General features: G+C 64.0%; 24 protein-coding genes. 17 read left to right on the top strand and 7 right to left on the bottom strand.

Features of this window, described 5'->3' with window-relative positions:
• The first annotated feature begins 313 nt into the window (after positions 1-313).
• The 16 genes from NRG23_RS02015 to NRG23_RS02090 all read left to right on the top strand — a co-directional run bounded on the left by NRG23_RS02015 (position 314) and on the right by NRG23_RS02090 (position 19,854).
• Positions 314-1,690 (top strand): diaminobutyrate--2-oxoglutarate transaminase, encoded by a 1,377-nt coding sequence (locus NRG23_RS02015; RefSeq protein WP_257373581.1) that lies wholly within the window; start codon positions 314-316, stop codon positions 1,688-1,690.
• Between the two features lie 221 nt (positions 1,691-1,911).
• Positions 1,912-3,711, top strand: coding sequence for an IucA/IucC family siderophore biosynthesis protein (locus NRG23_RS02020; protein WP_257373582.1), 1,800 nt, complete (start codon positions 1,912-1,914; stop codon positions 3,709-3,711).
• Positions 3,704-4,924 carry a type III PLP-dependent enzyme gene (locus tag NRG23_RS02025; RefSeq protein WP_124303931.1) on the top strand — a complete coding sequence of 407 codons (1,221 nt, stop codon included), beginning with the start codon at positions 3,704-3,706 and terminating at the stop codon, positions 4,922-4,924. Before NRG23_RS02020 ends, NRG23_RS02025 begins: the two co-directional genes overlap by 8 nt.
• Complete coding sequence (locus tag NRG23_RS02030; protein WP_257373583.1) at positions 4,921-6,339, top strand: DHA2 family efflux MFS transporter permease subunit; 1,419 nt, start codon at positions 4,921-4,923, stop codon at positions 6,337-6,339. The genes NRG23_RS02025 and NRG23_RS02030 overlap by 4 nt, the downstream gene beginning before the upstream one ends.
• An 18-nt stretch (positions 6,340-6,357) precedes the next feature.
• Complete coding sequence (locus NRG23_RS02035) at positions 6,358-8,226, top strand: IucA/IucC family siderophore biosynthesis protein (protein ID WP_257373584.1); 1,869 nt, start codon at positions 6,358-6,360, stop codon at positions 8,224-8,226.
• On the top strand, positions 8,220-8,993 hold the full coding sequence (locus NRG23_RS02040) for an HpcH/HpaI aldolase/citrate lyase family protein (protein ID WP_257373585.1): 774 nt from the start codon (positions 8,220-8,222) through the stop codon (positions 8,991-8,993). Before NRG23_RS02035 ends, NRG23_RS02040 begins: the two co-directional genes overlap by 7 nt.
• A 4-nt stretch (positions 8,994-8,997) precedes the next feature.
• On the top strand, positions 8,998-10,896 hold the full coding sequence (locus NRG23_RS02045) for an IucA/IucC family siderophore biosynthesis protein (RefSeq protein ID WP_257373586.1): 1,899 nt from the start codon (positions 8,998-9,000) through the stop codon (positions 10,894-10,896).
• A complete protein-coding gene (locus NRG23_RS02050) occupies positions 10,889-11,779 on the top strand; it encodes an ABC transporter substrate-binding protein (protein WP_038632592.1) in 891 nt (296 codons plus the stop codon). The genes NRG23_RS02045 and NRG23_RS02050 overlap by 8 nt, the downstream gene beginning before the upstream one ends.
• Positions 11,776-12,765 (top strand): iron ABC transporter permease, encoded by a 990-nt coding sequence (locus tag NRG23_RS02055; protein ID WP_053269118.1) that lies wholly within the window; start codon positions 11,776-11,778, stop codon positions 12,763-12,765. Before NRG23_RS02050 ends, NRG23_RS02055 begins: the two co-directional genes overlap by 4 nt.
• Positions 12,758-13,789 (top strand): iron chelate uptake ABC transporter family permease subunit, encoded by a 1,032-nt coding sequence (locus NRG23_RS02060; RefSeq protein ID WP_053269117.1) that lies wholly within the window; start codon positions 12,758-12,760, stop codon positions 13,787-13,789. The genes NRG23_RS02055 and NRG23_RS02060 overlap by 8 nt, the downstream gene beginning before the upstream one ends.
• A 10-nt stretch (positions 13,790-13,799) precedes the next feature.
• Positions 13,800-14,591 carry an ABC transporter ATP-binding protein gene (locus NRG23_RS02065; RefSeq protein ID WP_257373587.1) on the top strand — a complete coding sequence of 264 codons (792 nt, stop codon included), beginning with the start codon at positions 13,800-13,802 and terminating at the stop codon, positions 14,589-14,591.
• Entirely contained in the window at positions 14,588-15,367 is a 780-nt protein-coding gene (locus NRG23_RS02070) for an IucA/IucC family C-terminal-domain containing protein (RefSeq protein WP_053269115.1), read from the top strand. The genes NRG23_RS02065 and NRG23_RS02070 overlap by 4 nt, the downstream gene beginning before the upstream one ends.
• Entirely contained in the window at positions 15,364-15,978 is a 615-nt protein-coding gene (locus NRG23_RS02075) for an RraA family protein (RefSeq protein ID WP_053269114.1), read from the top strand. Before NRG23_RS02070 ends, NRG23_RS02075 begins: the two co-directional genes overlap by 4 nt.
• A 392-nt stretch (positions 15,979-16,370) precedes the next feature.
• Positions 16,371-18,932, top strand: a complete 2,562-nt coding sequence (gene nirB / locus NRG23_RS02080; protein WP_257373588.1) for a nitrite reductase large subunit NirB — start codon at positions 16,371-16,373, stop codon at positions 18,930-18,932.
• Positions 18,932-19,321 (top strand): nitrite reductase small subunit NirD, encoded by a 390-nt coding sequence (gene nirD, locus NRG23_RS02085; RefSeq protein ID WP_257373589.1) that lies wholly within the window; start codon positions 18,932-18,934, stop codon positions 19,319-19,321. The genes nirB and nirD overlap by 1 nt, the downstream gene beginning before the upstream one ends.
• A gap of 92 nt (positions 19,322-19,413) precedes the next feature.
• On the top strand, positions 19,414-19,854 hold the full coding sequence (locus NRG23_RS02090; protein WP_041983698.1) for a CBS domain-containing protein: 441 nt from the start codon (positions 19,414-19,416) through the stop codon (positions 19,852-19,854).
• 7 nt (positions 19,855-19,861) lie between these two features.
• Here the strand turns inward: NRG23_RS02090 and NRG23_RS02095 are convergent, their stop codons facing one another.
• Genes NRG23_RS02095 through NRG23_RS02125 form a run of 7 tightly spaced genes read right to left on the bottom strand, consistent with a single transcriptional unit; the run spans position 19,862 to position 24,164 of the window.
• A complete protein-coding gene (locus tag NRG23_RS02095; RefSeq protein ID WP_016705194.1) occupies positions 19,862-20,332 on the bottom strand; it encodes a DUF6392 family protein in 471 nt (156 codons plus the stop codon).
• A gap of 25 nt (positions 20,333-20,357) precedes the next feature.
• Entirely contained in the window at positions 20,358-20,831 is a 474-nt protein-coding gene (locus NRG23_RS02100) for a DUF6392 family protein (protein WP_016705195.1), read from the bottom strand.
• Positions 20,828-21,295 (bottom strand): DUF6392 family protein, encoded by a 468-nt coding sequence (locus NRG23_RS02105; RefSeq protein WP_016705196.1) that lies wholly within the window; start codon positions 21,293-21,295, stop codon positions 20,828-20,830. The genes NRG23_RS02100 and NRG23_RS02105 overlap by 4 nt, the downstream gene beginning before the upstream one ends.
• Before the next feature lie 39 nt (positions 21,296-21,334).
• Entirely contained in the window at positions 21,335-21,796 is a 462-nt protein-coding gene (locus NRG23_RS02110; RefSeq protein ID WP_257373590.1) for a DUF6392 family protein, read from the bottom strand.
• Positions 21,797-22,258, bottom strand: a complete 462-nt coding sequence (locus NRG23_RS02115) for a DUF6392 family protein (RefSeq protein ID WP_257373591.1) — start codon at positions 22,256-22,258, stop codon at positions 21,797-21,799.
• Between the two features lie 39 nt (positions 22,259-22,297).
• Positions 22,298-22,771 carry a DUF6392 family protein gene (locus tag NRG23_RS02120; RefSeq protein WP_373922242.1) on the bottom strand — a complete coding sequence of 158 codons (474 nt, stop codon included), beginning with the start codon at positions 22,769-22,771 and terminating at the stop codon, positions 22,298-22,300.
• A gap of 1 nt (position 22,772) precedes the next feature.
• Positions 22,773-24,164 carry an S-type pyocin domain-containing protein gene (locus tag NRG23_RS02125; protein WP_257373593.1) on the bottom strand — a complete coding sequence of 464 codons (1,392 nt, stop codon included), beginning with the start codon at positions 24,162-24,164 and terminating at the stop codon, positions 22,773-22,775.
• 272 nt (positions 24,165-24,436) lie between these two features.
• On the opposite strand from NRG23_RS02125, the gene NRG23_RS02130 reads away from it, so the two are divergent.
• Positions 24,437-24,667 carry a hypothetical protein gene (locus NRG23_RS02130; protein ID WP_016705200.1) on the top strand — a complete coding sequence of 77 codons (231 nt, stop codon included), beginning with the start codon at positions 24,437-24,439 and terminating at the stop codon, positions 24,665-24,667.
• Position 24,668: the final 1 nt, after the last annotated feature.

Genomic DNA, 24,668 nt, shown 5'->3' on the forward strand with positions numbered 1-24,668 from the left:
ATCGGCCATGACCGGTTCCCCGGTCGAGGAAGGATGTATGCCCGTTATTACATGATGAACTTGCCGGCCTCTTGAATGAGGTATTGGCCATTTAATGGCAACTAACGAAGTTGTCAGGAAGATGGCAATAACATGGCTAACTCATGGCATCGTTAATGACTTTTCCCAGGTTTATCAACTTGGTTTTTGGTGTGCGCGCTATTTAACTTATGCCTGGAAGTGCTATGTAAATTTCCAAATAAGTTCGAATAAGCAGTTGCACCTTTTTATTAATGATAATAATTTGCATGTCGAATTTAACGAGGGTGAACAGATGTTGAATGATGGCATATTGCGCACTAGTCCTCTGCAAAAAACCAATGCCGACTATCTGGCCCGGCAAGGCAAGTTCGAATCCAATGTGCGCAGTTATCCGCGCAAGTTGCCGCTGGCCATCGCCAAGGCACACGGGGTCTGGGTCACCGACGTCGAAGGCAAGACCTACCTGGACTGCCTGGCCGGCGCCGGCACCCTGGCCCTGGGGCACAACCACCCGGCGATCATGGCCAGCCTCGACAGCTTCCTGGCCTCGGGCCTGCCCATGCACACCCTGGACCTGACCACCGCGGTCAAGGACGCCTTCAGCGAAACCCTGCTCAGCCTGCTGCCGGGCCAGGGGCGCGACTACTGCCTGCAATTCTGCGGGCCGTCGGGGGCGGACGCGGTGGAAGCGGCGCTGAAACTGGCCAAGACCCACACCGGGCGGCACAACGTCATCAGTTTCTCTGGGGCCTACCACGGCATGACCCACGGCGCCCTGGCGCTGACCGGCAATACCGCGCCGAAGAACGCCATCGCCGGCCTGATGCCGGGGGTCCAGTTCATGCCGTACCCCCACGAATACCGTTGTCCGCTGGGCATCGGCGGCGAAGCCGGGGTCGAGGCGCTGACCCATTACTTCAGCCAGTTCATCGAGGACGTGGAAAGCGGCGTGTCCTTGCCGGCGGCGGTGATTCTCGAGGCCGTGCAGGGCGAGGGCGGGGTCAACTGCGCGCCGGCCAGCTGGCTGCGGGCGATCCGCGAGGTGACCCGCAAGCACGGCATCGTGCTGATCCTCGACGAAGTGCAGGCCGGTTTTGCCCGCACCGGCAAGATGTTCGCCTTCGAGCACGCCGGCATCGAGCCGGACATGATCGTCATGTCCAAGGCGGTGGGCGGCGGCCTGCCGATGGCGGTGCTGGGCATCAAGCGCGAGTTCGATGCCTGGGAGCCGGGCAACCACGCCGGCACCTTCCGCGGCAACCAGATGGCCATGGCCGCGGGCCTGGCGACCCTGCAGGTGCTGCGCGAGCAGAACATCGCGGCCCTGGCCGAGCGCCGCGGGCAGTGGCTCAAGGAGCAATTGATGGCCTTGCAGCCGAGCTATCCGGCCCTGGGCCAGGTGCGCGGGCGCGGCCTGATGCTGGGCATCGAGATCGTCGACGAGCGCCAGCCGGCCGACCGCCACGGGCATTTCCCGTCGGACCCGAGCCTGGCCGTGGCCATCCAGCAGCACTGCTTCAAACAGGGCCTGCTGCTGGAGCGCGGCGGACGCCGGGGCAACGTGATTCGCCTGTTGCCGCCGCTGGTCATCGACGACGAACAGTGCCAGCAGGTTATCCAGCGTTTTACCCGCGCGGTGGCGGACGCTTTATTGCAGAGCCGTTCTTGAAGGGCTGTTTCGGGGATTAACCGAAGTCGATAAAAGTGTGTCGTTTTTCACACTTTAAGTTCCTGGCAGAAAACTGTCAGATGAAAAGTTTTATTTGAAAGTGTAAGCGGACGATTTCGTCCGACGGGTATCTGTCGGCTTTTCAGTGTGGCCGAAGAGCAACTAACCATTTGCCGCGACATTACGCAGCCAGTGACCGCACGGGCTACTGTGGAGCACCTATGAATTATTCAGATCGCGATGTTTTATCAAAGCATGTTTTATCGAAGATGGTCAGTGAACTGGCGACCACACGCGCCTTGCTCAATTGCCTGATCAAAGAGTTCGCCTTGCCGGAAAACTGCCTCAGTTACAGCTGGCCGACGCAGATGCAGGGCATTGCCCCCGGCAGTTACCTGGACGGCCTGGAATGGAAGGGCATCCCGCTGACCATCGACCTGCCCAACCAGCAGCAGTTCTTCGTTATGGTCGATCGCCGCGACCACCTGGGCAGCCATCGTTACCTGTCGGATGTGTATGCCCGGCGCGAGGGCGAGACCTGGCGCTGCCTGGCCTTTGCCGAGTTCGTCGAGCAACTGCTCGGCGCCTGCGAACACATGACCCGGGCCAGCAACGATGAGCTGCTGGACCAGGTGCTGCAAAGCCAATTGCTGACCGCCGCCATCGTTGCCCACAACATGGACGGCCAGGGCCCGGCGCCGCTCAGTGGCTACCTGGCCAGCGAGCAGGGTCTGTGGTTCGGCCACCCCAACCACCCGGCGCCCAAGGCGCGGCTGTGGCCGGCGCACCTGGCCCAGGAAACCTACGCCCCGGAGTTCCAGGCCGAGACCGCGCTGCACCTGTTCGAAGTGCCGCGCCAGGGTTTGCGGGTGACCGCCAGCGGCCTCAGTGAGGAGCAGGTGATGGCCGGTTTCGCCGACCAGGGCCGGGCGCGCCCGGGGCACGCGATGATCTGCATGCACCCGGTGCAGGCCGAGCTGTTCATGCAGGACCGCCGGGTGCAGCGCCTGCTGGAGCTGGGCGAGGTGGTCGACCATGGGGCCACCGGGCCGCTCGCCAGCCCGACGGCATCGATGCGCACCTGGTACATCGAGGACCACGACTTTTTCATCAAGGGCTCGCTGAACGTGCGCATCACCAATTGCGTGCGCAAGAACGCCTGGTACGAGCTGGAAAGCACGCTGATCATCGACCAGCTGTTCCAGCGCCTGCAGCGGACCCAGGCCGAAACCTTGGGCGGGCTGTCGGCGGTGGCCGAGCCGGGTTCCATGAGCTGGGCGCCGCTGCACGCCAGCGAAGCCGATGCCCACTGGTTCCGCGAACAGACCGGGGCGATCCTGCGGGAGAACTTCTGCCGCCGCGCCGGCGCCGAGCGCAGCGTGATGGCCGGCACCCTGTTTGCCCGCGACATCCATTCGCGGCCGCTGGTGCATGACTTCCTGCAAGGCTTCAACGCCCAGCCACTGGCGGACGAACAACTGGTGGACTGGTTCGACCAGTACCAGGCGCTGCTGCTGCGGCCGGTGCTGGCGCTGTTCTTCAACCACGGCGTGGTGATGGAGCCGCACCTGCAGAACAGCGTGCTGATCCACGACCAGGGCCAGCCGCAACAGCTGCTGCTGCGGGACTTCGAGGGGGTCAAGCTCACCGATGAGCTGGGCATGGCGCAGATCGAGGTCGGCCTGCACCCGCGGGTGCGCCAGTCGCTGCTGTATTCCCGCGAGCAGGGCTGGAGCCGCATTACCTACTGCCTGCTGATCAACAACCTGTCGGAAGCGGTGCTGGCCCTGAGCTGGGAACGCCCGCACCTGGCGCCGCGGATGTGGCAACGGGTCGAGCAGCAGTTGCGGCGCATCCGCGACGAGCTGGTGCGCCCGGCGCCGGAGCTGGACGCGCTGATCGCCGGCCAGCCGATCGCCTGCAAGACCAACCTCAAGGTGCGCCTGGCCGCCAAGGCCGATCGCCAGGCCGGCTACGTCAACCTGAGTTCGCCGTGGAGCGAGGAGGCCCGTTATGGCTGAGTTGTCCCAGGCAGTCCTGCGCGCCATCGACCAGGCCCGGGCCGGCAGTGCCGACCCGCTGGCGGCCTTTATCTACGATCTGGATACCTTGCAGGCCCATGTGCGCCAGGTGATGGCGGCGTTGCCGGCCGGGGTCGAGCTGTATTACGCGATCAAGGCCAACAGCGAGGCGCCGGTGCTGGCGGCGCTGGCCCCACTGGTCACGGGCTTCGAGATTTCCTCGGGCGGCGAGATCGAGCGGGTGGTGGCCTGTCCGACCCGCAAGCCCTATGTGTTTTCCGGCCCCGGCAAGCTCGACTCCGACCTGCGCGCGGCCCTGGCCCATCAGGTGGAAGCGGTGCACCTGGAAAGCCTCAACGAGATCGAGCGCCTGCAACGCCTGGCCGTGGAAGCCGGGCGGGTGCAAGCGGTATTCATCCGCATCAACCCGCAGTTGCCGCAGAACCAGTCGAGCCGGCTGGCCATGGCCGGCACCGCCACGCCGTTCGGCATCGACGAGGCGGAACTGGCCGAGGCCGTGCAAAGAGTTGAGCGGGCCAGCCATCTGCGCCTCAAGGGTTTCCATGTGCACGCCATGTCCCACCAGCAGTCGGTGGAGCGCCATGAGCAGTTGCTGGATTTCTATCTGCAACGCTGGCCGCTGTGGAAGGCCCTGGCGGCGCACCCCGAGCAACTGACCCACCTGAATGTCGGCGGCGGCATCGGCGTCGATTACCTCAGTGGCCAGCAATTCGACTGGCAGCGCCTGTGCCGCTACCTGGAACGCCGGCTAGGGGAGCAGGGCGATCAGGCACCGATCTTGCGCTTCGAGCCGGGGCGCTTTATCAGTGCCTTCTGCGGTTACTACGTGATCGAGGTGCTGGACACCAAGACCAGCCATGGCGAGCACTTTCTGGTATGCCGGGGCGGCACCCACCAGTTCCGCCTGCCCGCGGCGCAGAGCCATAACCACCCGCTGATTCACCTGCCGCGCACGCCGCAGCCGGCGCACACGGCGGAGCAGGCCTGGACCGTGGTCGGTCAGCTGTGCACGCCCAAGGATGTGCTGAGCCGCTCCCAGCCGCTCAAGGGCGTCAGCGTCGGCGACCTGCTGGTGCTGCCCATGGCCGGGGCCTATGGCTACAACATTTCCCACGCCGATTTCCTCTGTCATCCACGGCCGGCGCAGCACTTCCTGCGCCAGGGTGAATTGCTCGAAGGAGCCGCGCTGTGAGCTTCAACGCACCGCGTAGCTGGGTAGTGGTCAACGTGCTGCTCGGCACCCTGACCGTCAGCCTCAACAACAGCTCGCTGAACCCGGCGCTGCCGGCGTTCATGGAGGCGTTCGCCATCGGCCCGCTGATGGCCACCTGGATAGTCGCGGCCTTCATGACCAGCATGGGCATGACCATGCCGCTCACCAGTTTCCTCAGCCAACGCCTGGGCCGCCGGCGCCTGTACCTGTGGGGCGTGGCGCTGTTCATCGGCGGTTCGCTGCTCGGTGCATTGGCCGATTCGATTGCCCTGGTGATCACCGCGCGGGTGGTGCAGGGGATCGCCAGCGGCCTGATGATCCCGCTGTCCCTGGCGATCATCTTCTCGGTGTACGCCAAGGACGAGCGCGGCCGGGTCACCGGCCTGTGGGGCGCGGCGGTGATGCTCGCGCCGGCGGTGGGCCCGCTGTGCGGCAGCCTGCTGCTGGAGTGGTTCAGCTGGCGCTCGCTGTTTTTGATGAACGTGCCGATCGGCGTCGTCGCGCTGCTGATGGGCCTCGCGGTCCTGCCGGCTGCCGAGCCGGCCGAGCGCAAGCCGTTCGACCTGGCCGGCTACCTGCTGATCGCCTCGGGCATCGGCCTGCTGATGATCGCCATCAGCCGCCTGCACCACGCCGCCGGGCTGGTGGACCCGTTAAACCTGGGGATGCTGCTGGTGGCGCTGCTGTGCCTGGTGGCCTTCGTGCGCCTGGAGCTGCGCCGCGAGGCGCCGTTGCTCAACCTGCGAATCTTCGCCCTGCGCGGTTATCGCCTGAGCGTGATCATCGCCGTGGTGCAGTCGGTGGGCATGTTCGAGTGCCTGGTGCTGCTGCCGTTGCTGGTGCAGACGGTGCTTGGCTACAGCGCCCTCTGGACCGGCCTGGCGCTGCTGTGCACCGCGGTGTTCGCCAGCCTGTTCGGGCGCATGGGCGGCAGCGCCCTGGATCGCCACGGGCCGCGGCTGGTGGTGTCGATCGGCCTGCTGCTGACCGGCCTGTCGACCCTGGCCCTGGGCCTGCTCCGGGCCGATGCGGCGATCGGCCTGGTGTTCGTGCTGATGATGCTGCGCGGCGCCGGCCTGGGCCTGTCCTACATGCCGGTGACCACCGCCGGGCTGAATGCCTTGCCCGAGCCGATGGTCACCCAGGGCGCGGCGATGAACAACATCTCGCGGCGCCTGGTGTCGTCCCTGGCCATCGTCATCGCCTCGCTGTGGCTGGAGTTCCGTCTGGTCGACGGCGGCGTGCAGGCCCAGCAGGCGGGCATGTCCGGAGCCATCAGCGAAGTGTTCGTGGTCACCGGCCTGCTGATCCTGCTGGCACTGCCCTGTGCCTGGCGTTTTCCCCTTTCCGACGAGACCGCCGAGGCAGTGCCCGGCGCGCTCGAACACCGTTAACCCTTCTTTGCACAAGGTATGAACATGGCGACTGCAATCTCGACAACCTCAAGCCAGCATTCCGGCCCCGGCGCCTGGCTGGCCAGGGTGGATGGGCGTATCGACGAAAAAGTGCAGCAGCGGGTGGTCGGCCAGCTGTTGCAGACCCTGCTGTACGAAGGCGTGCTGGCGTTCGACAGCCAGCCGCTGGACGGCGGCCAGCGGCGTTTTGTGGTGCTCGGCGTCGATGGCCGCCAGGAGCGGGTGGAATACCACTGCAACGGCCTGCTCAGCGCCAGCTTCGATTTGATCCGCCTCGATTCCGCCAGCCTGGAGCGCCTCGACAGCCGCGGCCAGCGCAGCGTGCCGAACCTGCACCAGGCCCTGGCCGAGCTGCTCGGCGACTACCAGGACAGCCCGCACCTGGGGCGTTTCATCCAGGAACTGGAGCAGACCCAGCTCAAGGACCTGCAAGCCCGCAGCCAGGGGTACCAGGCCGAAAAGCCGGCCCACCAGCTGGACGTGGACGCCCTGGAGCAGCACTTCATGGACGCCCACAGCTACCACCCGTGCTACAAGTCGCGCATCGGTTTCTCCCTGGCGGACAACCAGGCCTACGGCCCGGAATTCGCCACGCCGATCGCCGTGGTCTGGCTGGCGGTGGCGCGCAACCGGGCCTCGCTCAAGCATTCGCAAAAACTCGATTTCCCGGCCTTTATCCGCCAGGAGCTGGGCGCCGAACGCTGGCAGCAGGTCGAGCGACAACTGGCCAGCCAGGGCCGGGCGCTGGACGACTACCAACTGCTGCCGGTGCACCCGTGGCAGTGGGAAAACCTGATTGTCTCGACCTTCTACCCGGAGCTGCTCAGCGGCGAGCTGATCTACCTCGGCACCTCGGACGACCAGTACAAGGCCCAGCAGTCGATCCGCACCCTGGCCAACGCCACGGCCAAGCAGCGGCCCTACGTCAAGCTGGCGATGAGCATGACCAACACCTCCAGCACACGCATCCTGGCCCGGCACACAGTGATGAACGGGCCGATCATCACCGACTGGCTGCAACAGCTGATCGCCAGCGACAGCACCGCGCGCCAGCTGGATTTCGTGATCCTCGGCGAAGTGGCCGGGGTCAGCTTCGACTACCAGCACCTCCCTGAGTCCCGCGGGCCCCAGGCCTACGGCACCCTGGGGGCGATCTGGCGCGAAAGCATCCATCAGTACCTGAAGGCCGACGAGCAGGCCGTGCCGTTCAACGGCCTGAGCCATGTGGAGAACCGCTACGGCACGGGGCCGCAGCAGCCGTTCATCGATGCCTGGATCCGCCAGTACGGCTTGCAGGCCTGGACCCGCCAGCTGCTGCAGGTGACGGTGCCGCCGATCATCCACATGCTCTACGCCGAAGGCATCGGCATGGAGTCCCACGGCCAGAACATCGTGCTGATCGTCAAACAGGGCTGGCCGCAGCGCATCGCCCTCAAGGACTTCCACGACGGCGTGCGTTACTCGCCGGCGCACCTGGCGCGTCCCGAGCTGTGCCCGGAGCTGGTGCCGCTGCCGGCCAGCCACGCCAAGCTCAACCGCAACTCTTTCATCCTCACCGACGACGTCAACGCGGTGCGCGATTTCTCCTGCGACTGCTTCTTCTTCATCTGCCTGGCGGAGATGGCGATCTTCCTGCGCCAGCACTACCAGCTCGACGAAGGCCAGTTCTGGCAGATGACCGCCGACGTAATTCTTGACTACCAGAACGCCCATCCCCAGCACCGCGACCGTTTCGGCCTGTTCGACGTGTTCGCGCCGAGCTACGAGGTGGAAGAGCTGACCAAGCGCCGCCTGCTGGGCGACGCTGAACGGCGCTTCAAGTCGGTGCCCAATCCACTCCACGCCTACAGGCCGCAAGCATGCTGAGAAGCAACCAGCTGAAACGCAAACTGACGGCCGGGCAGGCGGTGTACGGGCTGATCAGCTCGATCCCGGCGCCGGCGGCCATCGAACTGATCGCCGAGGCCGGGTTCGACTTCGTGATCATCGACATGGAGCACGTGCTGATCAATCCGGAAACCGTCGAGCACATGATCCGCACGGCAGAGGCCTACGAGCTGACGCCGCTGGTGCGGGTCGCCGATCTCAATCCGAAGACCCTGCTGCGCCTGCTCGACGGCGGTGCCCAGGGCATCGTGCTGCCGATGATCGAATCCGCCGAGCAGTTGCAGGCGGCGATTGCCGCCTGCAAATACCACCCGCTGGGCCAGCGCAGCCTCAACGCCGGGCGCCCTGGCAGTTTCGGCAAGCACAGCCTGGCGCAGTACGTGGCCGAGGCTAACGAACAGATCATGCTGGTGGCGATGATCGAAAGCGCCGCCGGCGTGCGCAACGCCGCGCAAATCGCCGCGGTGCCGGGCCTGGACATGATTTTCGAAGGCGCGGCCGACCTCTCGCAATCCCTCGGCACGCCCTGGCAGATCGACCAGCCGGCGGTCCAGCAGGCCCTGCTCGATGCCTGGCAGGCGGCGGACCATGCCGGCGTGCCGTACTGCGCGATCCCCCGGCAGGCCGGTGACCTGGGCCGCTGGCGCGAGCGCGGGGTCCGCGCCTTTGTCCTCGGCGACGAACGCGGCATTGCCTTTCGTGCTCTCCAGGCCAGGTTGGCCACCCTTTCTCTAGAAGGAAACTGATCCGATGAACTTCACAACCATGGCCGCCGAACTGGTGATGCAGGACCTGATCGATTGCCTGCTGGCCGAAGACTTCTTTGGCCGCGAACCCTTGCCGCTGCTGACGGCCAGCCAATGGCGCCAGGCCCATCCTGAAGCGCCAGCCCTTGAAGCCTCAACCCTTGAAGCGCCAGCCCTTGAAGGTGCGGATGCCCGGCAACGGATCTGGGAATGGTGCTGCGACGCCCAGGAGCAGCGCTTTATCAGCATCGCCCTGCGCCCGGGCATCACCCAGCAGTGGGAGAAGGTCCCGGGCACGCAGGTGCTGGCCCGCCAGGAGCAGCGCTGGACCGCCTTGGGGCCGGTGGACTTCATGCGCCGGGTATTCACCGGCATGGGCCCGCGTTTCCAGGACAATGAAAAAGGCCTGACGCTGTTCCTCGAAGTGCTGCATACCAGCGTCTGGCAGACCGCCTTGTCCCTGGAGCACCGGGTCGACCACCAGGGCCTGATGGCCCAGGACGGCGCCACCTTCTTGCGCACCATGGAACAGTGGGCTTCGCTGCGCGATCGTCCGTACCACCCGCTGGCCAAGGCCAAGCAGGGTTTGCTGCAGGCCGAATACCAGCAGTACCAGGCCGAGTTCGCCCAGCCGGTGGCGCTGAACTGGGTGGCGGTGCGCAAGGACCTGCTGCAAGGCGGCGAGGGCGTGACGGACCTGGAGCAGGTCTACCCGGCACGCTACCTGTTGCCCGAAGCCTTGCAGGCGCGCCTGGCCGAGGAGCTGCGCGAGCGCGGCATTGGTGACAGCCACGTAGCCTTGCCGGTGCACCCGTGGCAGTTCGAGCATGTGTTGCAGGCGCAACTGGGCGATGCCTTCGCCCGTGGCGACTGCCAGCGCCTGGACTTCAGCGAAGCCACGGTGTTCGCTACTTCGTCGCTGCGCTCGATGACCCCTTGTTTCGCCAGCGCCGACTACCTGAAGCTGCCCATGGCCATCTACTCCCTGGGCGCCTCGCGTTACCTGCCGGCGGTGAAGATGATCAATGGCGGCCTCAGCGAGGCCTTGCTGCATCAGGTACGGCGCCTCGACCCGGTGCTGGAGCAGAGCCTGCACCTGTGCGACGAGAGCAAGTGGTGGGCCTTTATGCCGCCCCAGGCAACCCTGTTCGACGAGGCGCCGCGGCACCTGTCGGCGATGGTCCGCGGTTACCCGCAAGCCTTGCTCGACGACCCGGACTGCCGCCTGCTGCCGATGGCCGCCCTGGGCACGCCATTGCCCGGCAGCAACCGGCACTTCTTCGATGAGTGGCTGCAGTACCGCGAACTGCCGGCGACCCAGGCTTCGGTGCTGACCCTGTTCAGCGAGCTGTGCCAGCGCTTCTTCGACGTCAACCTGCGGATGTTCCGCCTCGGCATGCTCGGCGAGGTGCACGGACAGAACGCGGTGCTGGTGTGGAAGGCCGGCCAGGCCCAGGGCCTGCTGCTGCGCGACCACGATTCGCTGCGCATCTTCGTGCCGTGGCTGGAGCGTAACGGCATGGCCGACCCGGAATATCGGATCAAGAAAGGCCACGCCAACACCCTGTATCACCAGCGTCCCGAAGACCTGCTGTTCTGGCTGCAGACCCTGGCGATCCAGGTCAACGTGCGGGCGATCATCGACACCCTGGCCCAAGTCTACACCTTGCCGGCGACTGCACTGTGGAGCACCTTGCGCCAGGTACTGGACGGGCTGCTGCAGAGCATCGACTTCGACGACGAGGCGCGGGCGATGATCAGGCACCAGCTGTTCGAAGCGCCGCGCTGGCCGCAGAAGCTGCTGCTGACGCCGATGATCGAACGCGCCGGCGGCCCGGGCAGCATGCCGTTCGGCAAGGGCGAAGTGGTCAACCCGTTCCAGCGGTTGGCCGCCGATGCCTGATCCGCTGCTCCATCCTTGCAGGCGCACGCTGTTGCGCCTGTCCCTGGGGCTGCTGGCATTGCCCCGGATCGCCCGCGCCGAGCCGTTGCGCCTGGTCACCCTGTTCCAGGGCGCCACCGACAGCGCCGTGGCGTTGGGCGTGACGCCTTGCGGCGTGGTGGAGTCGTCGAGCGAAAAACCGACCTTCCGTTACCTGCGCCCGGCGCTGGCGAATGTTCCTCATGTCGGCTTGGAAACCCAGCCCAGCCTGGAGGACATCGTGCTGCTGGAGCCGGACGTGATCGTCGCCTCGCGCTTTCGCCACCAGCGTATCGCGCCGCTGCTGGAGCGCATGGGCACGGTGCTGATGCTCGAGGAAGTCTTCGAGTTCAAGCGCACCCTGGCGCTGATGGGCGCGGCCCTGAACCGGCAACAGCAGGCCAGCAGCCTGCTGGGGCAATGGCAGCAGCGGGTGGCGCGCTTGCGCGAGCAGTTGCAGGCAAATTTCGCCGGGCGCTGGCCGCCTACGGTGTCGGTGCTGGACGTGCGCGAAGACCATATCCGCAGTTACCTGCCGAGCAGTTTCGCCGGCTCGGTGCTGACGGAGCTGGGCTTCGCCTGGAACCCGGTCGCCCGCGAGTCCCGCGGCACCTATATCAAACTCACCAGCAAAGAGAACTTGCCCGTGGTCGATGCCGACCTGTTTTTTGTATTCCAGCGAGACAGCCAGGCGGTGCAGCACAACTATGAACGGCTGGTGCATTACCCGTTCTGGCAACAGCTGCGCGCCGTACAACAGCAGCAGGTATGGCGGGTCGATGGCATCGCCTGGAGTTTCTCCGGCGGGATACTCGGCGCCAACCTGATGCTCGACGACATTGCCCGCCTGGTGGCGTCTTCATGAGCCGTGGCCTGAAACTCGGCCTGGCGTGTGTCGTCCTGCTGCTGTGCGCCGGCCTGAGCCTGGCGGCCGGGGCGACCTGGATCGAGCCGTCGCAACTGCTCAAGGGCCTGCTGCAACCGGACAGCCTGAGCGCCGGCCAGCAGTTGATCTTCAGCAGCCGCTTGGCGCGCACCCTGATGGCTGTCGCCGTGGGCGCGAGCCTGGCGGTGGCGGGGGCGCTGATGCAGGCGCTGACCCGCAACCCGCTGGCATCGCCGGGGCTGTTCGGGGTGAACGCCGGGGCGACCTTTGCGATCATCCTCTGCTCGTCGCTGTTTGCCTTGTCGTCCATGAGCCAGTGGTTGTGGTGCGCCTTTATCGGCGCCGCGCTGGCCGGCAGCCTGGTGTGGCTGATCGGCAATCGCGGGCAGGGCAGCCTCAATCCGCTGCGCATTGTCCTGGCCGGGGCAGCGATCACCGCGTTGTTTTCCGCCTTCAGCCAGGCGTTGCTGGTGGTCAACGAGGAGGGGCTGGACACCGTGCTGTTCTGGCTCGCCGGGTCGTTGTCCGAGCGCGACCTGGCGCTGGCCGCGCCGCTGCTGCTGGGCGTGTTGCTGGCCTTGTTGGGGGCGTTGCTGCTGGCCGGGCAGGTCAATGTGCTCAACGCCGGCGAAGCCATCGCCATCGGCCTCGGGCAGCGCACCGGGTTGATCCGCTGGCTGATGAGCGTGCTGATCATCGGCCTGGCGGGCAGTGCGGTGGCGCTGGCGGGCAGCATCGGTTTCATCGGCCTGCTGGTGCCGCACATGGTGCGCAAGGGCCTGTCCATCGACCACCGCTGGTTGCTGCCGGGGTGCGCGGTGCTGGGAGCGATCCTCCTGCTGCTGGCCGACACCCTGGGGCGCCTGGTGATCCTGCCGCAGGAGGTGCCGGTGGGGGTGATGACCGCGTTGTTCGGCGCACCGTTCTTTATTTTCCTGGCGCGCCGTGGAGGTCGTTATGAGTAAGACTCTGACCCTGCGCACCGCCGGTTTCTCGCGGCGCATCGACCTGGCGACCCTGTGGCGGCTGTCGCTGGCGCTGCTGGCGACGGCGCTGGTGATGCTCGGCGCCTTGTCCCTGGGCAAACTCAAGCTGTCGCCGCTGACCGTGCTGGAGTTGCTGTGGCACGGCGGCGACGAGCGCCTGCTGTTTATCGTCGAGCAACTGCGCCTGCCGCGCCTGCTGCTGGCAGCCCTGGTCGGCGCGGCGCTGGCGGTGTCCGGCCTGATTTTGCAGAGCATCATCCGCAACCCGCTGGCGTCCCCCGATCTGCTGGGCATCACCAGCGGCGCCAGTGCCGCGGCGGTGCTGTACCTGTCGTTCTTTTCCCTGCTGCTGGGCCCGCAGTTTTTGCCACTGGCGGCGATGCTCGGCGCCGGGCTGGCGGCCCTGGCCATTTACCTGCTGGCCTGGAAGCAGGGCACCTCGCCGCTGCGCCTGGTGCTGATCGGCGTCGGCGTGTCGGCGCTGCTGGCGGCGGTGACCACCTTTGTCCTGGTGTTCAGCCCGCTGACCACCACCTTGTCGGCCTATGTCTGGCTCACCGGCAGCGTCTACGGCGCCAGCTGGCCGGAGCCGCGGGCCCTGGGCGGCTGGCTGCTGGCGATCCTGCCGTTGCTGGTGTGGCTGGCGCGCCAGGTGCGGGTGCAACAACTGGACGACGCCTTGGCCCAGGGCATCGGCGTGCGGGTACAGTGGCTGCGCGCCGGCCTGCTGCTGGTGAGCGTGGCCCTGGCCGGGGCGGCGGTGGCCTGGGGCGGGGCGATTGCCTTTGTCGGGCTGATTGCGCCGCATATCGCCAAGCGCCTGGTGGCCCCGGGTTTCGCCGGGCAAGCGGTGATGGCGGCGCTGGTCGGCGCCAACCTGGTGATGCTCGCCGACCTGATCGGGCGCACCCTGTTCCTGCCCCTGGATCTGCCGGCGGGGATCTTCGTCGCGGTGCTGGGCACGCCGTTCTTTCTTTATCTTTTGATCAACCAGCGGCACTAAGGAATTCCCGATGTCCTCGATGGCAACCCAGCAACTGACCCTGGGCTATCAGCGCCAGGTGATTATCGACGGGCTGGACCTGCAACTGCCGGCGGGCCAGGTGTCGGTGCTGATCGGCAGCAACGGCTGCGGCAAGAGCACCCTGCTCAAATCCCTGGCGCGGCTGCTCAAGCCGCAGCAGGGCTCGGTGATCCTCAATGGCGAGGATATCCAGCGCAAATCCACCGCGGCGGTGGCGCGGGAACTGGCGATCCTGCCGCAGATGCCCAGCGCCCCCGAAGGCATCACCGTGCGCCAGCTGGTGGCCCTGGGGCGTTATCCCTACCAGAACTGGATGCAGCAATGGTCGGCCCAGGATGAAGCCATGGTCGAGCGCGCCCTGTTGCAGACCGGCGTGCAGGCCCTGGCGGAGCGGCCGGTGGACGCCTTGTCCGGCGGCCAGCGCCAGCGGGTGTGGATCGCCATGACCCTGGCCCAGGACACCGAGATCGTGCTGCTCGACGAGCCCACCACCTTTCTCGACCTGGCGCACCAGATCGAGGTCCTGGACCTGTTGCGCGAGCTCAATCGCCAGGAAAACAAGACCATCGTCATGGTCCTGCACGACCTCAACCTGGCCTGCCGCTACGCCGACCATATGGTGGCGGTGCACCAGCGCACAGCGTTCGCCCAGGGCCTGCCGGCAGAGATTCTGACCGAGGAACTGGTCAAGCAGGTGTTCGACCTCAATTGCCGGATCATCCCCGATCCGTTTTTCGGCACGCCGCTGTGCATTCCCTTTGGCCGGGAACTGCCGCAATGAACCTGCAAGCCGCCTTCAACGCGCAAGACTGGAGCGTGCTATCCGGGCCGCTGCGCCTGAAACCCATGGCGCAACGCGACCGGCAGCGCTCCCTCAGTGCCCGGGCCTTGCTTGACGATGAAACCTGTATCGCGCTACTCGACCAGCTGGGGCCGGTGATCGGTTCGCCGACCCGAGGGATCACCGCCTCGCTGCTGGCCAAGCGTTTTTCCTTCCTCGCCACCGGCGCCTGCCTGTACGCCATGTCGGTGTGCGACCAGGGCCTGCTGCTGTCCCTGGACGATTGCGTGATCGAGTACGGCCACGACGACGGCCTCTGGACTTCGTCGATGCCGCTGCCGGACCGGGCTCCGCAGGTTTATGCCGCGGGCGAACGCGAAACCTGGCGCGCGTCCATTGTCGAGTCGTTGTTCGCCGGAGTGCTGGCGCCGCTGTGGCAGACCTTCAACCGGGTCAGCGGCATTTCCCGGCGCATCCTCTGGGAAAACACCGCGGTACGGGTCTATTCGCTGTACGAAAAACGCATGAGCAAGGTCGAGGACCCGCTGATCCGCCTGCGTCATGAGGCGGACTTCGACTGGCTGCTGCACGAGGCCGCACCGCCGCTGTTCGGCCTGGACTACAACCCACTGCGGCACTTCCGCCGCCCGCCGACGCAGTTGGAGGAGGGTAAGAGCATCCGCTTTCGCCGCACCTGCTGCTTCTATTACGAGGCCACTGAGCCCGCCGAATACTGCTCCACCTGCCCGCTGCTGCGCCCGAGGAAATGCCGATGATCGCTCCGCGCCAACCACCCGCCAGTGCTGCCTTGCTCGAGCATTACCGCGGCATCGCGCCTTCGACCCTTGGCCACTTTGGCGACGAGGGTTACCTGCGCGGTATCCGCCCGCTGTTCGACGGCCTGCGCATGCTCGGCAATGTGGTCACGGTCAAGGTCTTCGCCCCGGATGGCGCCATCCTGCGCGATGCGCTGCTGCTCAGCGAACCGGGGGATGTGCTGGTGATCCAGTGCGTGGGCGACCAGGAGTGCGCCTGCTGGGGCGAACTGCGGACCCTGGCCGGGTTGATCAAGGGCCTTTCCGGGGTGGTGGTGGAGGGCGCGGTCACCGATGTCGCCGCCCTGCGCGAGCATCGCCTGCCGGTGTTCAGCCGTGGCGTCAGCGCCTACACCACCCGCGGCATCGGCCAGCAAGGGGAGGTCAACCTGCCCATCGAAGTGGCCGGGGTGCGGGTCAACCCGGGGGATATCGCCATCGGCGACGATGACGGGGTGTTCATTCTCGACGGGCAACGGGCCGAGGCGTTATTGCCGGAGTTGCTGGCCAAGGAGGCGCTGGATCGCGAGCGGCGCGCGGCGTTCTTGCAGCGTCTGGCTTCTATTGGCTGAGTTGGGGCGGGGCGGTGGATTTGCACTTTTATAAGGCGTCGCCGACCCGACCTTGCACCAGGCTAAGGCGATTCCTGGCCCAGGGCAGGCTATCCGGGAGCCTTGCAGAATGGCCGCGCAAGCCCGCCAGCATGGCGTTTCAAGGCGTGCGGCGCAGCCTGGCACAAAGGCTGCAAGACAGCCGATAACGCCCCACCGCGCATGTCGCGGGCGGGCCGCCCCATCGGTCAACGCGGATCGATCGGCCAACAGGCCATGGGCACTCGGTGAATCAGGCACAGCAGCCCGATCGCACACCGCAAATAACAGGCAAAGGCGCCTGAAACCGTGAGGTTTCAGGCGCTTTTTTTTGCTTTAAAAAAACCGTGATTGGCTTGGGTCGGGTGCTATTTATGAATGCCATTGTTGCCCCTTTGAACACACACAAAACCCTGATCGTGATCGGCAACGGCATGGTCGGGCATCATTGCGTCGAACAGCTGGTGGCGCGCGGCGCCCTCGAGCAGTACCGCCTGCATGTCTTCAGCGAAGAGCCGATGCGCGCCTACGACCGGGTGCACCTGTCCGAGTATTTCACCGGTCGCGACGCCGAATCCCTGGCCCTGGGCGACGCTGCGCTGTACCAGACCCCGGGCCTGACCCTGCACCTGGGGGTGGCGGTGCTGCGCATCGACCGCGCCAATCGCCAGGTACTCACCGCCGCCGGCCCGGTGCACTACGACAAGCTGGTGCTGGCCACCGGTTCCTATCCTTTCGTGCCGCCGATCGAGGGCGCCGAGGGCGACTCGCGCCTGGTCTATCGCACCCTGGAAGACCTCGACGGCATCCGCGCCGCGGCCGCCAATGCCCGGCGCGGCGTGGTGGTGGGCGGCGGGCTGCTCGGCCTGGAGGCGGCCAACGCCTTGAAGAGCCTGGGCCTGGAAGCCCATGTGGTGGAGTTCGCGCCGCGGCTGATGCCGGTGCAGCTGGACGAGCAGGGCGGCCGTGCGTTGAAGGCGCGGATCGAAGCCCTGGGCGTCGGCGTGCATCTGGGCAAGGGCACCCAGTCGATCAGCGCCGGCGAGCAGTACCGCTACCGGATGAACTTCGCCGGCGACGACTTCCTCGAAACCGACCTGATTGTGTTCTCCGCGGGCATTCGCGCCCAGGACGCCCTGGCCCGCGATTGCGCCCTGGAGATCGGCCCGCGCGGCGGCGTGGTGGTGGATAACCAGTGCCTGAGCGGCGACCCGCATATCTACGCGATCGGCGAGTGCGCCAGCTGGAACGGCAGCATCTTCGGCCTGGTGGCCCCGGGTTACCAGATGGCCCGCAGCGTCGCCGCCCAACTGTGCGGCGAGCCTGGCGAGCCTTTCATGGGCGCGGACATGTCGACCAAGCTCAAGCTGCTGGGGGTCGATGTCGGTTCCATCGGCGACGCCCAGGGCCTGACCCCGGGCGCGCGCAGCTACCAGTTCATCGACGAAGCCACGGCCAGCTACCGGCGCCTGGTGGTGGATGCCAGCGGCAAGCAGGTGCTCGGTGCGGTGCTGGTGGGCGACAACAGCTACTACGACACCTTGCTGCAATACATGCAGAACGGCATCGCCTTGCCCGCCGAACCGGCCGGCCTGATCCTGCCGTCCAGCGCCGGCGCGCCGACCCTCGGCCCGGGCGCCTTGCCCGAGTCGGCCACGGTCTGCTCCTGCCATAACGTGACCAAGGGCGCGATCTGCTCGGCCATCGACGGTGGCTGTTCCGAGCTCGGCCAGCTCAAGGCGCAGACCAAGGCCTGCACCGGTTGCGGCGGTTGCGCCGGCCTGCTCAAGCAGGTGTTCGAGCACGAACTGATCGCACGCGGCGTCAGCGTCGACAAAAGCCTGTGCGAGCACTTTGCCTACACCCGCCAGGAGCTGTACGCGCTGGTGCGGGTCGAGGGCATCCTCAGTTTCGACGAGATGCTCGCCAAGCATGGCCGTGGCCACGTCGGCTGCGATATCTGCAAGCCGGCAATCGGCTCGATCCTCGCCTCGTGCTGGAACCAGCCGATCATGGACCGCTCCCTGGTGCCGCTGCAGGACACCAACGACACCTTCATGGCCAACATGCAGAAGAACGGCACCTACTCGGTGGTGCCGCGGATCGCCGGTGGCGAAATCACCGCCGACAAACTGATCGTGATCGGCCAGGTGGCGAAGAAATACGAGCTCTACACCAAGATCACCGGCGGCCAGCGCATCGACCTGTTCGGCGCCCAGCTGCACCAGCTGCCGGACATCTGGGCCGAGCTGATCGCCGCCGGTTTCGAGACCGGGCATGCCTACGGCAAGTCGACCCGCACCGTGAAGTCCTGCGTGGGCAGTACCTGGTGCCGCTACGGCGTGCAGGACAGCGTGCGCATGGCCCTGGAGATCGAGGACCGCTACAAGGGCCTGCGTTCGCCGCACAAGCTGAAGTTCGCGGTGTCCGGCTGCACCCGCGAATGCGCCGAGGCGCAGAGCAAGGACGTCGGCGTGATCGCCACCGAGAAGGGCTGGAACCTGTACGTCTGCGGCAACGGCGGCATGCGTCCGCGCCACGCCGAGCTGTTCGCCACCGACCTCGACGACCAGACCCTGATTCGCTACATCGACCGCTTCCTGATGTTCTACATCCGCACCGCCGACCGCCTGCAACGCACCTCGGTCTGGCGCGAAAGCCTGGAAGGCGGCCTGGATTACCTCAAGGCGGTGGTGATCGACGACAGCCTGGGGCTGGGCGCCGAGTTGGAAGCGCAGATGCAACTGGTGGTGGACCGCTACGAATGCGAATGGGCCAACGCCCTCAAGGACCCGGAAAAACTCAAGCGCTTCCGCACCTTCGTCAACGACCAGCGCCCCGACCCGGACATTCACTTTGTCCAGGAACGCGGCCAGCGCCGGCCGATCATGGCCGCCGAACTCAACCTGATCCCTGTCACCGAGGAGGTGCTCTGATGAGCCTGTCGCCAAGCCTGCAACCTATCGAAAGCGGATTCGCCGAGCAGCCCGGCGTGCAGTGGCAGGCGGTGTGCAGCCGCCAGGACCTGGTCAGCCACAGCGGCGTGGTGGTCTGGCACGACGGTGCCCAGGTGGCGCTGATCTACCTGCCGGACGCCGTGCAGCAGACCCTCTACGCCATCGACAACCATGACCCGCAGTCCGGCGCCAACGTGATCGGCCGTGGCCTGGTGGGCTGCATCAAGGACGAGTTGGTGATTGCTTCGCCTTTGTACAAGCAGCACTTCCGCCTGGCCGACGGCACCTGCCTGGAATACCCGGAGCAACGCCTGCGCACATGGCCGGCGCGGCTGCGCGGCGACGTGGTGGAAATCGGCGTGCGCTAAGCCGCACGCCTTAGCCAATCCAGATCCATGCCTGACTCCGCGCCTCGTGGCGCGGGGCCGGAACCCCTGTTGCCCAAGTATCGGAGACGCCCATGAAAACCGCTGCTCAGTTGCTGAAGTTGAAGGCCGTGGAACACCGCCAGGTGCACAGCATCGGCCCGGACCAGATGGTGCTCGAAGCACTGCAAATGATGGCGCAGAAAAATGTCGGCGCACTGCCGGTGATAGAAGCCGGCCAGGTGGTCGGCGTCATCAGCGAACGCGACTACGCCCGCAAGGTAGTACTGCAAGGCCGCTCATCGGTAGGCACCCCAGTCCGCGCCATCATGAGCGCCCCGGTGATTACCGCCGACAGCCAGCACAGCATCGAACGCTGCATGGCCGTGATGACCGACAGCCACCTGCGCCACCTGCCGGTGCTGGAAGGCGAGCAACTGATCGGCTTGCTGTCGATTGGCGATCTGGTGAAGGAAGCGATTGTCGAACAAGCGGATCTGATTCGGCAGTTGGAGCACTATATTCGCGGGGATTGAATCGAGGTCAGAGAAGGGGTTCCTGGTTTAGTCTGAAGACGATCCCTTCCACGTTCATTTCAGTGTTGTACTGGAATACGGCTGTAATGTTTTTGGCCGTGCCGGGAAGGTGATAAGTATCCCAGCCACCAGTCATTCCGAGTACCGGCATTTTGAGAGGTGCTTTTGACTCCAAAGGCTCTCCGTAATGGGACCTTACCCAAGCTTGGTTCATTCGACGTTGAAGCTGGTACGGCAATCCATTCTCGTAAATTGAGTCGTCGTCGGAAGTCTTATGCAAATAGATACAGAGAGAGTCAAAGTGCTGAGTGCTTGAAAACCCCAAATCTATTCCGGCTGCAGGTGACGTGAACGAGGTCTCATCGCCCTCGAACATACCTTTTGGTGGCCCGTCAGGGAGATACATTCCAGATGCGATCAACTCGGAGTAGGTCCTCCCCATACTTTTAATCAGGTCATCGATCATTGCGGCGTTCATATTCCTGACAGCTGTGCCCGTAAAATTAAGCGTGGGATTTTTCGTTAAGCCTGAACACTATCCCTTCCACTTCCCTGTCGACGGTGTACTTGAACCGAACATGGATATGTTTGGGGAAACCTGCAAAACGATAAGTATCCCAGCCGCCAGTCATGCCCAGCACCGGGATTCTATAGGGGGCTCCTGACTCCAGAGGTTCGCCGTGATGGGATCTGACCCATTTCTGATTCATCTTGGTTTCGAGGTGGTAGGGCAGTTTTCCCTCGTAGGTTGATTGTTCTGGAAAGCGCTTTAGCAAGGCGATATATAAGGCTTCAAAACGCTGGCTACCCGCCCAAAACTCAAGCTCGATACCTGCTTTTGGTGACATGGCTATGGTATCGCTGTCCTCGAAGATGCCCTTTGGTGGGCCGCCGGGAAGGTGTACTCCGGAGGCAATCAACTCGGGATAAGTGCTCCCGAGCGCTTTAATCAGATCATCAATCGTTGCGACGTTCATATGCCAGCGTGTGATGTTTCGTTCAGCCTGAACACAATTCCTTCCACTTCCATCTCAACGGTGTACTTGAACAACACATTGATGTTTTTGGACATGCCTGGAAAACGATAGGTTTCCCACCCGCCTACCAGCCCACGCACAGGAGTTTTGTATGGACCTTTTGATTCCAAGGGCTCGCCGTATTGGGATCTAGCCCAGCTCTGGTTCATTTTTGTTTTGAGCTGATAGGGAAGCCCTCCTTTGTAGGTGGGCCTTCCGGGAAAGGTTTCCAGGAAAGTGATGAACAGATCTTCAAACCGCTGATTGCTGGCCCAGAATCCCAGCTCAATACCCGGTTCAGGCGACATAGATAAGGTGTCGCTGTCCTCGAAAATGCCTGTTGGCGGACCGCTGGGGAGATGTATCTCAGAGGCAACCAGTGCGGGATAGGTACGCCCGAGGCTTTTAACTAGGTCATCGATCATTGCTGAGTTCATATCAATACCAGCCTTATTTCAGCAGAACTAAGCACGTGATTTCTCGATCAATCTGAACACCACCATTTCCACGTCCAGATCGGCGTTGTATTTGAAAACCACCTGAGTCCCTTTAGGTATGCTCGAAAAACGATAGGTATCAGACCCACCTGTCATACCTCTAATGGGCATTTTGAAGGGAGCTCGGGATGTAAAAGGCTCTCCGTATCGGGATCGCACCCACTGTTGGCTCATTCGACTTTCAAGTTCGTAGGGCAGTTTTCCCTTGTAAGTGGATTCTCCCTCGAAGCTTTCGAGCAAGCTGATAAAGAGAGTTTCAAACCGTAGATTGCTGGCCCAGAACCCCATTTCGAGACCCGATTCAGGGGCCATCGATAAGGTATCGCTGTCGTCGAAGATACCTTTTGGCGGTCCTCCGGGAAGGTACATTCCAGAGGCAATCAGCTCCGGATAGGTGCGGCCAAGGCTTTTAACCAAGTCATCGATCATTTAAGCGTGTGATCTTTCGTTCAGCTCGAACACTATCGTTTCAACCTCCATTTCGGCGCTGTATTTAAAAACCGCCTGCGTTCCTTTGGGGATGCCCGGAAAACGATAAATGTCCCACCCCCCGGTCATGCCCCGTATGGGCATTTTGAAAGGTGCTTTTGATTCCAATGGTTCTCCATAGCGGGACCGTATCCACTCCTGACTCATCCGGTTTTTAAGTTGGTAAGGTAGGTTTCCCTTGTAGAGCGGCTTCCCTTGGAAGCTTTCCAGCAAGCTGATGAACAGAATTTCAAAGCGTTGACTCTCAGCCCAAAAACCTAATTCGATTCCGAGCTCAGGTGACATTGCTAAGGTGTCACTGTCCTCGAAAATACCTTTAGGTGGACCACCTGAAAGATACATCCCTAAAGCGATCATTTCGGGGTAAGTACGTCCGAGACGTTTAACCAGTTCATCAATCATGGCGGCGTTCATATCTATAGCCGTGCTGTTCCAGTAGAACTAAGCGCGTGATTTTTCGTTCAACTCGAACACCACCATCTCCACGTCCATCTCAACGTTGTACTTGAACGCTACTTGAGTACTTTTCGGAACGCCGGGGAGGCGATAAACATCCCAGCCACCTGTCATGCCTAGTACCGGGATTCTATAAGGTGCGCCTGATTCCAATGGCGAACCAAACTGGGATCTAACCCAAGCTTGGCTCATCCTCGGCATGAGTTGGCAGGGCAGGCTTCCTTTGTAGATTGACTCCTCGGGGAAGCTCTTCTGCAGGGAGATATACAAAGCCTCAAAGCGCTGAGTGCTGGCCCAGAACTCAAGCTCAATACCTGCCTCAGGCCACATGGCCATGGTATCGACATCCTCGAACATACCTTTTGGAGGTTCGCCGGGAAGATACATCCCGGAGGCAATCATTTGGGGATAGGTGCGGCCAAGGCTTTTAACCAGGTCATCAATCATTGCGGCGTTCATTTCAATACCAGCCTTGTTCCTGATGGAGGTTATGCAGGTCGGTTCGCGCCTTTTCGATCTGCTCGTCGGTGAGGCCTTCTTCTAGCAAGAAGGGTTTGAGGGTATCTAGATTAGTGTCCACCGCCTCACGCAGGTCGGCGGCATCCTTGGACTGCTGGAGCTTTGTGTTTCTGCCGCCATATGTCTCGCTGTACTTTTGGTGCACTTTGCGTGGAATTGCAATGCTTGGAGCCTTTCGCAGGGCGGCGTTTAGCTGTCCCTCGGTTATACGAGGATTATTTGCTTTCAAGAAAACTCTCAACGCCGCTTGCGACGGTATGTGATCAATATCCAACCCATCCTTGGCGCTTCTACTGGAAAGATCATTCGCCGGGCCGACTTCCAGCGGGTTGACCATGGGCTTGGCGAAGACCAGGTACAACGAGCGAATGCCGCTGTCCGCCGGGAAGGTGATGATGCAGTCTTCGACCTTGAACTCGTCGAGGGGCGCGCCCTGGAGTTGGCTGTCGCCGCCTTCGGCGATGGGGTGGACCATGATGTTGGCCAGTTCGTCGGTCACCCCCGGGTAGGGTGTCGGGGCGGTGATGACGGGGCCGTTGTGCGGTGTCCAGGTGATGGTGAGCGTGCCGAGGTGGGCCTGCATGGCGTTTTTGTCGGCGTTCCAGCGGGCCTTGATCACCGGGACGCGGTCCTGGCCCGATTGGGCGCTGGTGTGGATGCCGTGGATTTGCAGCACGCCCTGGCTGTCGCGGCGGAACTGGAAGCGCACCCGGGTGGTGGCGGCGCGCAGCTCGCGCAGTTGTTCTTCGCTGTAGAAGGAATCGTCGCCGAGTCGGGTCGGGGTCATGGCCAGGAGCAGTACCTGGCCCGCCGGGCCGCTGACTGTCCTGGCCGCGGTGCCGGCCATCTGCAGTGACCAGGCGAAACTCCTGAGGAGCAGCTCGCCGGCGACCCTGCCGAGCCCGACCTCGGTCGCCGAGGATGCCATGAGCATGGTCTTGCCGAAATTGCCCGCGGGCTCGCTGGCGGTGCCGGCCTGGGTGGTGCCCCAAGGGACGCTGCTGATGGACTTGGCGAAGACCAGGTCGGTGCGGGGAACGGGATCGGGCCAGGGGTCTGGCCGAAGGTAGACCGGGTCCGCTTCAGGGACGGGGCAGAGCAGGCTGCCGCTGGTTGTCGCGGCGGAACTGTCGGTGACCAGCACCCAGTCGCCGTTTCTGACGGCGGCAAGAATGTCCCGGTCGCTGTTGACCGTGTAGTGCTCGCGCAGCAGCTCCTCCAACCCTTCGATGCTCGATCTGTTGCGTTGCAGCGCCATGCGCACCCGGGTTTCGGCGTCATGGGCACTTTGCGCATGCCGTGCCTCGGGGGCGGAGCTTTTCAGTAAACGCATGTCGGTAAACGCATCGGCGGCTTCGCTGTCTGGATCAGCCACCCATGCTAGGGGGCCGCCCAGGCGCGGCGCTCTAGGCCCTTTCTGAAACGCTTGAAAGAAAACTCGCTTGTGGGCCGCGGATAAAACCGGCCGTCCGGAATTGGCGATAAAGCCTGCCGTTCGTCACGGCGCGCCGAGCTGAATTCGACTTTTGCCGAGAATGGATTAATAGCTGTTGTGAGGGCCTTGCCAGGCCCGGCTGGGTTGCCATCCGCCGGAGGTTGCGCCAGATGAACGACTACTTTCTCGACGAAACCCTCGAGGAGCGCCGCCAGCGCCGGGTGGCGCAGGCGCTGAGCTTGAACCCCGACGAAGTGGCGCGCTGGGTCGTGGCCATGGAGGAGGACGGCAGTGGCATGGGTTATGTCATCGAGTTTTCCGCCGCGACGCCGGTCGGGGTGCTGGCCAGGGTGCCGGGGTTGGGCAGCGATCGGCTGATCAATATCGGCCCCATCGACTAGC

The sequence above is a fragment of the Pseudomonas sp. T8 genome, assembly GCF_024610635.1.
Taxonomy (GTDB): Bacteria; Pseudomonadota; Gammaproteobacteria; order Pseudomonadales; family Pseudomonadaceae; genus Aquipseudomonas; species Aquipseudomonas chlororaphis_I.

What these genes read in the sequence shown, in the direction of transcription:
- NRG23_RS02015 (WP_257373581.1), top strand. Translation starts at nt 314, where the DNA reads ATGTTGAATGATGGCATATTGCGCACTAGTCCTCTGCAAAAAACCAAT.
- NRG23_RS02020 (WP_257373582.1), top strand. Translation starts at nt 1,912, where the DNA reads ATGAATTATTCAGATCGCGATGTTTTATCAAAGCATGTTTTATCGAAG.
- NRG23_RS02025 (WP_124303931.1), top strand. Translation starts at nt 3,704, where the DNA reads ATGGCTGAGTTGTCCCAGGCAGTCCTGCGCGCCATCGACCAGGCCCGG.
- NRG23_RS02035 (WP_257373584.1), top strand. Translation starts at nt 6,358, where the DNA reads ATGAACATGGCGACTGCAATCTCGACAACCTCAAGCCAGCATTCCGGC.
- NRG23_RS02040 (WP_257373585.1), top strand. Translation starts at nt 8,220, where the DNA reads ATGCTGAGAAGCAACCAGCTGAAACGCAAACTGACGGCCGGGCAGGCG.
- NRG23_RS02045 (WP_257373586.1), top strand. Translation starts at nt 8,998, where the DNA reads ATGAACTTCACAACCATGGCCGCCGAACTGGTGATGCAGGACCTGATC.
- NRG23_RS02050 (WP_038632592.1), top strand. Translation starts at nt 10,889, where the DNA reads ATGCCTGATCCGCTGCTCCATCCTTGCAGGCGCACGCTGTTGCGCCTG.
- NRG23_RS02055 (WP_053269118.1), top strand. Translation starts at nt 11,776, where the DNA reads ATGAGCCGTGGCCTGAAACTCGGCCTGGCGTGTGTCGTCCTGCTGCTG.
- NRG23_RS02060 (WP_053269117.1), top strand. Translation starts at nt 12,758, where the DNA reads ATGAGTAAGACTCTGACCCTGCGCACCGCCGGTTTCTCGCGGCGCATC.
- NRG23_RS02065 (WP_257373587.1), top strand. Translation starts at nt 13,800, where the DNA reads ATGTCCTCGATGGCAACCCAGCAACTGACCCTGGGCTATCAGCGCCAG.
- NRG23_RS02070 (WP_053269115.1), top strand. Translation starts at nt 14,588, where the DNA reads ATGAACCTGCAAGCCGCCTTCAACGCGCAAGACTGGAGCGTGCTATCC.
- NRG23_RS02075 (WP_053269114.1), top strand. Translation starts at nt 15,364, where the DNA reads ATGATCGCTCCGCGCCAACCACCCGCCAGTGCTGCCTTGCTCGAGCAT.
- nirB (WP_257373588.1), top strand. Translation starts at nt 16,371, where the DNA reads ATGAATGCCATTGTTGCCCCTTTGAACACACACAAAACCCTGATCGTG.
- nirD (WP_257373589.1), top strand. Translation starts at nt 18,932, where the DNA reads ATGAGCCTGTCGCCAAGCCTGCAACCTATCGAAAGCGGATTCGCCGAG.
- NRG23_RS02090 (WP_041983698.1), top strand. Translation starts at nt 19,414, where the DNA reads ATGAAAACCGCTGCTCAGTTGCTGAAGTTGAAGGCCGTGGAACACCGC.
- NRG23_RS02095 (WP_016705194.1), bottom strand. Translation starts at nt 20,332, where the DNA reads ATGAACGCCGCAATGATCGATGACCTGATTAAAAGTATGGGGAGGACC.
- NRG23_RS02100 (WP_016705195.1), bottom strand. Translation starts at nt 20,831, where the DNA reads ATGAACGTCGCAACGATTGATGATCTGATTAAAGCGCTCGGGAGCACT.
- NRG23_RS02105 (WP_016705196.1), bottom strand. Translation starts at nt 21,295, where the DNA reads ATGATCGATGACCTAGTTAAAAGCCTCGGGCGTACCTATCCCGCACTG.
- NRG23_RS02110 (WP_257373590.1), bottom strand. Translation starts at nt 21,796, where the DNA reads ATGATCGATGACTTGGTTAAAAGCCTTGGCCGCACCTATCCGGAGCTG.
- NRG23_RS02115 (WP_257373591.1), bottom strand. Translation starts at nt 22,258, where the DNA reads ATGATTGATGAACTGGTTAAACGTCTCGGACGTACTTACCCCGAAATG.
- NRG23_RS02120 (WP_373922242.1), bottom strand. Translation starts at nt 22,771, where the DNA reads ATGAACGCCGCAATGATTGATGACCTGGTTAAAAGCCTTGGCCGCACC.
- NRG23_RS02125 (WP_257373593.1), bottom strand. Translation starts at nt 24,164, where the DNA reads ATGCGTTTACTGAAAAGCTCCGCCCCCGAGGCACGGCATGCGCAAAGT.
- NRG23_RS02130 (WP_016705200.1), top strand. Translation starts at nt 24,437, where the DNA reads ATGAACGACTACTTTCTCGACGAAACCCTCGAGGAGCGCCGCCAGCGC.